The 8,152-nt window shown below is 72.5% G+C and carries 3 protein-coding genes; all 3 read right to left on the bottom strand.

What is annotated here, in order from left to right; all coding sequences use genetic code 11:
* Window positions 1-113: 113 nt before the first annotated feature.
* Window positions 114-4,040 carry a glycosyltransferase gene (locus tag WYO_RS28895; protein WP_007559303.1) on the bottom strand — a complete coding sequence of 1,309 codons (3,927 nt, stop codon included), beginning with the start codon at window positions 4,038-4,040 and terminating at the stop codon, window positions 114-116.
* Between the two features lie 181 nt (window positions 4,041-4,221).
* Window positions 4,222-7,500 (bottom strand): glycosyltransferase, encoded by a 3,279-nt coding sequence (locus tag WYO_RS29275; protein WP_007559305.1) that lies wholly within the window; start codon window positions 7,498-7,500, stop codon window positions 4,222-4,224.
* A gap of 143 nt (window positions 7,501-7,643) precedes the next feature.
* A complete protein-coding gene (locus tag WYO_RS03975; RefSeq protein ID WP_007559306.1) occupies window positions 7,644-7,997 on the bottom strand; it encodes a hypothetical protein in 354 nt (117 codons plus the stop codon).
* Window positions 7,998-8,152 lie beyond the last annotated feature (155 nt).

Raw genomic sequence — 8,152 nt, forward strand, 5'->3', positions numbered from 1 at the left:
GGAGATCATGCGGCGTCCTCGCGCGCGGCAAAAGCGGGATCGGCGCGGCCCTGTCCGGAGCGGGCTTGCCGGTTTGATGGGCGATGAGCGCGGGCGTCATGCGCCCTGCCCGCTCACGGGGCGGGCGCCAATCCGTAATAGTCGCGCATGAGATCGTCGTACTCGGCGGCCTGGATCGGTCCACGGCTCCGGCCGCGCGGCGCGACATCGACCGACAACAGGTGGTCGTTGAAGGCGGCCGGATCGTTCAGGAGGGCGTAGGGTAGCACGTGCCCCTGCGGATAAGCGCGCAGCCGTTCCCCCTGGGCGCCGAGATCGAAGGCCGCCACCGGCAGGCCGGTGCGGAGCGCGAGGGTCAGGGCGTAGGAGTAGGTTTCCGGCCAGATCGCCGGCAGCAGCACGAGGTCGGCGAAGGACCGCGCGGTGAGGTCGAGGGCCTCGTCGTCGCTCATGTAGCGACCTGATTCGGTGACGCCGGCGGCTGCCAGGGCCGGTCGAAGCGCCGGGTCCGAGAAGCCGATGATCGTGAAGTCGATCGGTAGGTCCCGGTCGCGCGCGTCCGTGGCCAGCGCCTGGAGGAAGCGCGCGCCCTTCATCATGTTGATGGCGCCGAGCACAGCCACCCGACGCCGCCCCGCCCCGCGCTTGCGGGTCGCCGGGCGGATCCGGCGGTCGGCCTCGAAGTGCGGCCGTACCGTGATCGCCAGGTCGGGATAGACTTCGCGCAATCGCCCGGCGGTGTCGGCCGACGGCGCGAACACGCGCGCCGCGCCAGCCAGGAACCGTCCGAACACGCCCCGACGCTCGCCCGGATCCGGCTCCTCGTAACCCTCCGCGTCCGAAGCGAGGCAGTCCCGGCACACCGGCACCGGCGCCAGCCCGCAATAGCTGCCGTCCGGCATCACCAGGTGGTTGCGGTGGCAGACCGGCGAGAAGTCGTGCAGCGTCCAGGCATACGGCCGTCCCGATCCGGACACGAGGTCCATCATCGCCCGCGCCGCCGACCAGCGCAGACCCGCCAGCGAGTGCAGGTGGATCAGGCGCGGTGCCAGCTGCGCGATGAAGGCGGCGATCTCCGCCGCGTCGCGGGGCAGGTACAGGCTCTCCAGGTTCGGCAGGTACAGATACTCGCCGCTCCGGTACGAGACGTTGATCCGCAGGTTCCGGTCCCGGTCGACCGAGAGCAGCACCACGCTGGTGCCCTCGCCCTGGAGACGGGCGATCACGTCCTCGATGTGCCGCTGGATGCCCCCGCCCCAGCTGTGGGTCACGAACAGCACGGCCCGACCGCTGAAGTGCCGCGCCAGCCGGTACAGGTCGAGCCGCGCCCGGGCCGGGCGGCCGGGATCGGCGGCCACGAACTGTCCGACCACGGCCGGGTAGTCCGGATGCTTGGCCAGCAGCGCCGCCTGGCCCTGGTCATACTCGCCGCCCGGATCAAGCCCGAACGAGATCTGCCCGGCATGGTAGGCGTACACGTCCTCGGCCAGGAGGTTCGCGAACCCGGCCTTGCGGGCGCGCATGCACCAGTCGTTCTCCTCGCCGTAGCCCTTGCCGAAGGCGACCTCGTCGAGGGCCCCCACCGCGTCCAGCGCGGCGGCGGTCATGTACATGCAGAAGCCGACGCCGGTGGGGACTTCCACGGCGTGGCCGCGATTGATCCGCGCCGCCGCCTGATCGAGCTCCGGACGGGAGATCTCGAGCGCCATGGCGTTGTTGGCGTTGAATTTCGGGTAGCTGCAGATGGTGGCGTTGCTGGACAGCGGCGTGATGCTTCCGACCCGCGGTCGCGTCTCGGCATGGGCGACCAAGCGGTCGAGCCAGTCGCCGAAGACCTCGGCGTCGGAGTTGAGCAGGACGACGGCCCGGCCCTGGCGCATCGACAGGCCGCGGTTGACCGATCGGACGAAGCCGAGGTTTTCCCGGTTCTCGACGAGGTGGAACAGGCCGCGGCCGGCGAGGTCCTTGAGGTCGGCGGTGAGGTCCGGGTCGGGGGATCGGTCGTTGATCGCGAGCAGGGTGAAGGGTGTTTTCTGCGGTGCGGCGAGGCAGGCGTGGATCGCCCGGAGGGTCTCGCCGCGGCCCTTGTAGATCGGCATGATCACGACGACCTCGGCCCGCGCGATCGGCAGCCCGGAGGGGAGGCCATCCCATTCCCCCTGCTCGGGAGCTTCCATGGGCGGCCAGGTGCCGAGATCCTCGGGGCATGCCATCAGCCCGGCGGCACGGCCGGTGCGAACGTAGTGCAGGAACGGCGATTCGCCCGCCGCCAACAGGTGGCCGTAGGCCCGACCGTAGAATTCGTACGAGAATCGCTTGTTCGGGAGCCGACCCTCGTGCTGGCCGTGGGCGACGAAATGGGCGAGCGCGCCGCCGCGCGCGCCGGCGACGTCCGGGTAGCGCTTCGCGTAGAAGTCGGCGTCGAAGTGCGGCTCCATCAAGAGAGCCTCGTCCATCAGCGCCTCGTCCTCCTCCGAGGGCGGGGTGCCGTAGCGCGGGTCGAATATGCCGGGCGCGATATCGACGCCGAGCATCACGGCGGTGGCCAGATGGTGGACGAACGGCGCCACCCCGGTCTCCTGCACGGAGCCGTGCTGGTCGAGATATTGCTGCCCGTTGAAATCCGCGCGCGGGTTGCGCCCCGTTCGCCAGCCGCGCTCGCAATAGTCGCGGATCGCGTCGACCTCGTCGGGCACGCCGTAGCGTCGACGGTAGAAGGCATGGTCGAAATGCAGCGCGGCCAGGGCTGCCTGGAGGTGCAGATAGGCTTCGCGGTCGACCGGCTCGCGGCCGATCTCGGCGATCCAGCCGGTCTCCTCGATCGGCGGTCTCTCCGGCCGGAAGCCGCAGACGCGCAGCAGGGTGAACAGCGTCGAATGCCGCGGTCCCGGATCGCGCCCCTCGCGCCAGCCCGTGCTCGCGAAGTGGGTGTAGGGCCGCACGCCGCCGCGCATGTCGGAATAGGTGGCCCGGTACCACTCTTCGTCGACCGCCGGAAAATTGATCCGGCCCGGGCCCTCGAACGGCCTCCCGCCCGACAGCAATGTCTCGGCGATGTATTGGAAGAACGGATCGCGGCGCACGGCGCGATTGTCAGCCCGCTCCTGCACGAAGCCGGCCGGGTCGAACTCCTGGCGCGGGCTGCGCATCGCCCGCCACTCGCCGGCGGCGTAGGCGCGCAGAAGCTTCTCGTCGGAGCGATCGTCGTCGCGGCCGCGGTAGTAGCCGGCGTCGAAGTAGGGCGCGATCGTGCCGACCTGAAACGCGACCGCCTCGTCCTCGCTCAGCGGACAGGCTTGGCCGCCGTGCCGGACGTAGTGCAGCAGCGGGTTCTCCGCGGCGTAGCTGATGCCGCGGGTGAGGCAGTAATACGGGATGTCGAAGTGGGGCGACGGTTCCCTTCCCTCGCGCCAGCCCGAACTCATGTAGTGGCCGGCCGGATCGACGCCCGCTTCCCGAAGGTCGGGGTTCCCGGCCAGATAATACTCCGCATCGACGAGGCGACGGGCGAGGCGGGTGGCACGTCGGAGGTCGGGCGGCGGGATCGCCACGCCCCCCCGGTCGAGCAGACCGCGCAGATAGTGCACGAACGGGTTGATGTCGGCGCGCTGGAGGAACGGGCGCGCGGCGAGGTACTCCGCAGTGGAGAAGTCGGGGCGCGGGTCCCGGCCCTGGCGCCAGCCGGTGCGCAGGTAATCGCGCAGCGCCGCCTCGCCGCCAATCCCGTACCAGCTCGCGTAGAACGCCGCGTCGAAATGGGGCGCGAACAGCGCGAGTTGATCGGCCTCCGCGGTCGGGTCGGTCGCCCGCGGCAGGCCGCCGCGGGCCGCGAGCCGCACCAGCGGATTGTGACTCGCGCGCGTGCCCGGCGCCCCGGCCCAGCGGTGAAACAGCCCGTCGAGGTCGCCGAGCAAGCCACCGCCCCGGCGCCAACCTGCACCGAGAAGGCGTGCGACGCCGCTGCGGGCGATCGTCCGGCCGAGGGGCCGACCCAGTTCGGTCAGGTCCCGAGCCCCGCCCCGGGTAAAGCGCGGCGCCATCACGCCACCTCGCGGCGCGGGCACGGCGGGCCCGCGACCAGGGCGGGCGCGATCGGAGAGATCGGGTCGGTCGGGCACATGTCAGCGTGACTTTGGGGAGGCGGACGATCGCCGCGCGGATCTGATCTGGGTGAGCGGACTAATCGAACCGGCCGGCGCCGTAAACTCAGGGGTTCTGGCCTCAAGTCTGTGGCCACCCGTCGTAGTCCGGCGGTCCGAGGCGCAGGGCGGCCTCGTTGTAGTAAGGGTCGAGGGCGATCCGCGCACCCCAGCGCTCGGCGAACCGCGCAGCCTCGCCGGGACCCGTCCGGGGTGCGCGCCGGGGGGCGGTATCGGCGAGGACAGCGCCCGGCTCGTACACGATCCGGAGGCCGGCCGCGCGTCGCCGGAGACAGTAATCGACGTCCCACAGGCCGGCGCCCAGCTCCGCGTCGAGGCCGCCGGCCGCGCGGAACGCCTCGGCCCGGGTCATCAGGCACTCCCCGCTCACGGCGAGGAAGTTCCGCGCCGCCGCCGCGCTGAAGAAGTAGCCCTCCGCCCCGCCGTTGCCCTCGCGCACGGGCTCGGGCCTGCCCGCATGAGCCACGATGCCGGCGTGGCGAAACTGCCCGTCCAGATCGATCAGGCGGGCGCCGACCACGCCGACCGCAGGTTTCTCGAACTGGATCACCATGCGCTCGATCCAGTGGCGCTCGACCGGTTCCAGGTTCGGATCGAGGAATAGCAGGAACTCCCCCGATGCCGCTCGGGCGCCGGCGTTGAGCCGGCGCGCGGGACCGCCCTCGGGGGCGACCACCGGGCGGCACCCCGCCGCCCGCAGTGCCGTCTCGGCCGGACCGTCCGCGCGGTCGAGGACGGCGATCGGGTCGAGGGCGCCGTGGCTCGACGCCTCCCGGATCGCCGCGATCCGGCCCAGAAACGCCTCGACCGCGCGCGGCTCCTCGCCCGCCCGGCCGAGCGGCAGCAGGGCGATCGCCGAGACGGTCTCGTCCCGCGGACCGGGCGCCACCGCGTAACGGCGTGCCCCAGCGGCGACCTCGACCTTGGCGCGGGTGCGGCCGGTGCGCGCCAGCCGCTCGCCGATCAGGGCGCGCTCGCCCTCGTCCTGCCCGAAGCGCCGGTCCGGACCGCGCAGCAGGATCCGGCGCAGGTGCCGGACCGGGGCGCCCGCCTCGTCGAGGTGCAGGGTCAGCTCGAAGGCGCTGCGCGCTGCCGCCAGCAGGCCGTCTACCGCGGCGCCGCGGAAGCACGCCGCCCTGCCGACATAGTCGAAGCTCTCCAGGTAGTCCGGGCTCCAGCCCGGCTTGAAGAACGGCAAGGCGCCGCGCGGACCTGCGACCTCTTCGTCGCCGTAGATCAGGTCGGCCGCTGGCGCGCGGTTGATGTCGCAGGCGAGGTCGTAGAGGGCGCGCGGGGGCAACTCGTCGCCTCCCCTAAGCCAGAGCAAGTAGGCATCCGCCCGATCCCGCAGGGCATCGCGGGCGGCGCCGCGCGTCTCGCAGGCGATGGCCCGGTCATAGATCTGCCGCGCCAGCGACGCCCGCGTGCCGCGCGTCGCCTCGGCGTCGTCGCCGTCGATCAGCACGACGAAGGTCGGCTGCAGCACCATCAGCCCGATGTGTCGATGGAGGTCCTGGATCTCGCCGGCGAGCGCCACGCGCTCGGCGGCGACGCGCCGGGCGTGGAGGGCCTCCAGCGGCAGGGGCGAGCGCCCCTCGGCCCGTCCGGCGACGGCGAAGTGGGCGAGCGGGTTGAGGCCGGCGCGGGCCACGTCCGGGTGGCGGTCGAGGTACCAGCGGGTCGAGAAGTCCGGGCTCGGGTCCCGCCCCTCTGCGACGCCGAGGTGCAGATAGTGGTGCAGCGGCGTCTCGTGGCCGTCGATGAGTTCGGGGTAGGTCCGCAGGTACCAGCCGCCGTCGAACAGCGGATGCGGCTCGGAGCCGATGTGGACCCCGCGCTCGACGTAGTCCACCAGCGGATCGGCGTCCGGACCGAGTTCCGGGTGGCGCGCCCGATACCACGCGGCGTCGAACAGCGGGTTCGGATCGCGGCCGCCTCGGATGCCGTGCGTCAGGTAGTGGACCAGCGGATTGGCGTCGCCGAGATCCGGGGCGCGGGCGCGATACCAGCCGACGTCGAACAGCGGGTGCGGGTCGCGCCCCTCGCGGCCGCCGTCGCCGAGGAAGTGGACGAGCGGGTTCTGACCAGAGCCCGCGACGTCCGGGTTGCGCTCCAAGTACCACGAGCTGTCGAACAGGGGGTGCGGATCGCGCCCCTCCGCCGCGCCGCCCTCGACGAAATGGGCGAGCGGGCTGCGGCCGGTCTCGACGAGGTCCGGGTTGCGGGCACGGTAGAAGGCGGCGTCGAACAGGGGATGGGGGTCGAGCGCGGCCCCCCGGGTGCGGTAATGCAGCAACGGGTTCGCGCCGCGCGCGTCGGGGTTGTGCTCCAGGTACCACGCCGCATCGAACAGCGGGTGCGGGTCGGTCCCACCGCGGTCCTTCAGGTAGTGCAGCAGCGGGTTTGCCCGGGCGTCGGCCGCCTCCGGCACCTGCCGCAGGTAGTGCGCCGGATCGAACAGCGGGTGCGGGCTGAGGCCAGCCCGCGCCCCGTCGGTGAGATAGTGGATCGCCGGGTTCACCCCGGCCTCGGCCACGTCCGGCACCTGTTCGAGGTACCAGGGCGAGTCGAACAGCGGGTGCGGCTCGGCGCCGGCCTCCGGCTCGCGCCCGAGATAGTCGAGCAGCGCGTTCTCGCCGGCTTCCGGGAAGGCCGCGCGGTACCACGCCGTGTCGAACAGCGGGTGCGGGTCGTAGCCAGCCTGAGCCCCGATCCTCAGGTAGTGGACAAGCGGGTTCTCGCCGGTCGCGGCGACCTCCGGGTGGCGGGCGAGATACCACGCGCTGTCGAACAGCGGGTGTGGGTCGACCCCCTCCCGGGCTCCGTCGGCGAGGTAGTGCAGCAGCGGGTTGAGGCCCGCCTCCGCCACGTCCGGGCGTTGGCGCAGGTAGAAGGCGGTGTCGAACAGCGGGTGGACGTTGCGGCCCTCGCGCCCGCCCTCGGCGAGATAGTGCTGCAGCGGGTTCGCCCCCGCACCGGCGACGTCGGCGTTGCAGGCGAGGTACCAGACGGTGTCGAAGGCTGGATGCGGGGCGAGCTTCGCGGCGGCGCCGCGCGCGACGAAGTGCAGGAGCGCGCTCTCGCCCGCATCCGGGGCCCGGATCCGGTACCAGGCGGTGTCGAACAGCGGGTTCGGGTCGTGTCCGGGCCGGTCTTGATGGGCGAGGTAGTGCGCGAGCGGATCGTCGGCCGCTTCCGGGTGGCGCGCGGCGTACCAGACGGCGTCGAACAGGCCGGATTCCCGGATCGCCCGGGCCGCGGAATCGGCTTCGGTCGGGCGCCCCGGCGCGGTCCCCGGACGGTCCGGGGCGGGCAGGTCGGAGTGCGGCGAGGCGTCCATGTCGTCCCGGTTCGTCGTGCGGGCGCAACAAATAGCGGCGGCTCCGCCACGCCGCAACGACCGGCTCTCGGGCCCGGCCTTCGGCGGCGCAACCCGGGCATCGACCGGTGGGACGACCGCGGCCCCGGCCGTGCCGGCCCCCCTTACGGGTGCGCGGGCCGCAGGGTCGGCAACTCGGAGGGCGGCGGCCGCTGGCCCGCGCGTTCGGCGTGCGGCAGCCCGTCCCAGGTCGCGCGCAGCCGCTCGTACGCGCCGCGGTAGCGCACCAACGTGCGCTGAATGTCGGCGGCCCCGGGCAGGGCCCGTCCGTCGATCGTGGCCGACCCGTTCGGTGGCTGGCTCGCGATGCCGGTGACCGTCACCCGGTCGGTACGCTCGCGCAGCAACGCGCCCGCCTCCGACAGAAGCGCGGCGTAGTCGGCGAGCGTCCGCCGATAGGTGTAGAACTCGGCCTGCGCGAAGGCATAGTCTTCGACGGTGTAGGGTTTGGTGGTCATGCTGTCCGATCTCGCCCGATCGCCCAGGAGCATGGATGAGGCGGCCGCTCGACTCCAGTCCCGCGCGTCGCGGCGAGCCGGCGGCGTCCCCGGCGAGCCCGTCGGCCCGCGCGCGCCCTCAGGCGTTGGCGCTGAGGCGCTTGATGTCGGCGTCG

The organism is Methylobacterium sp. GXF4, assembly GCF_000272495.1.
Lineage (GTDB): Bacteria > Pseudomonadota > Alphaproteobacteria > Rhizobiales > Beijerinckiaceae > Methylobacterium > Methylobacterium brachiatum.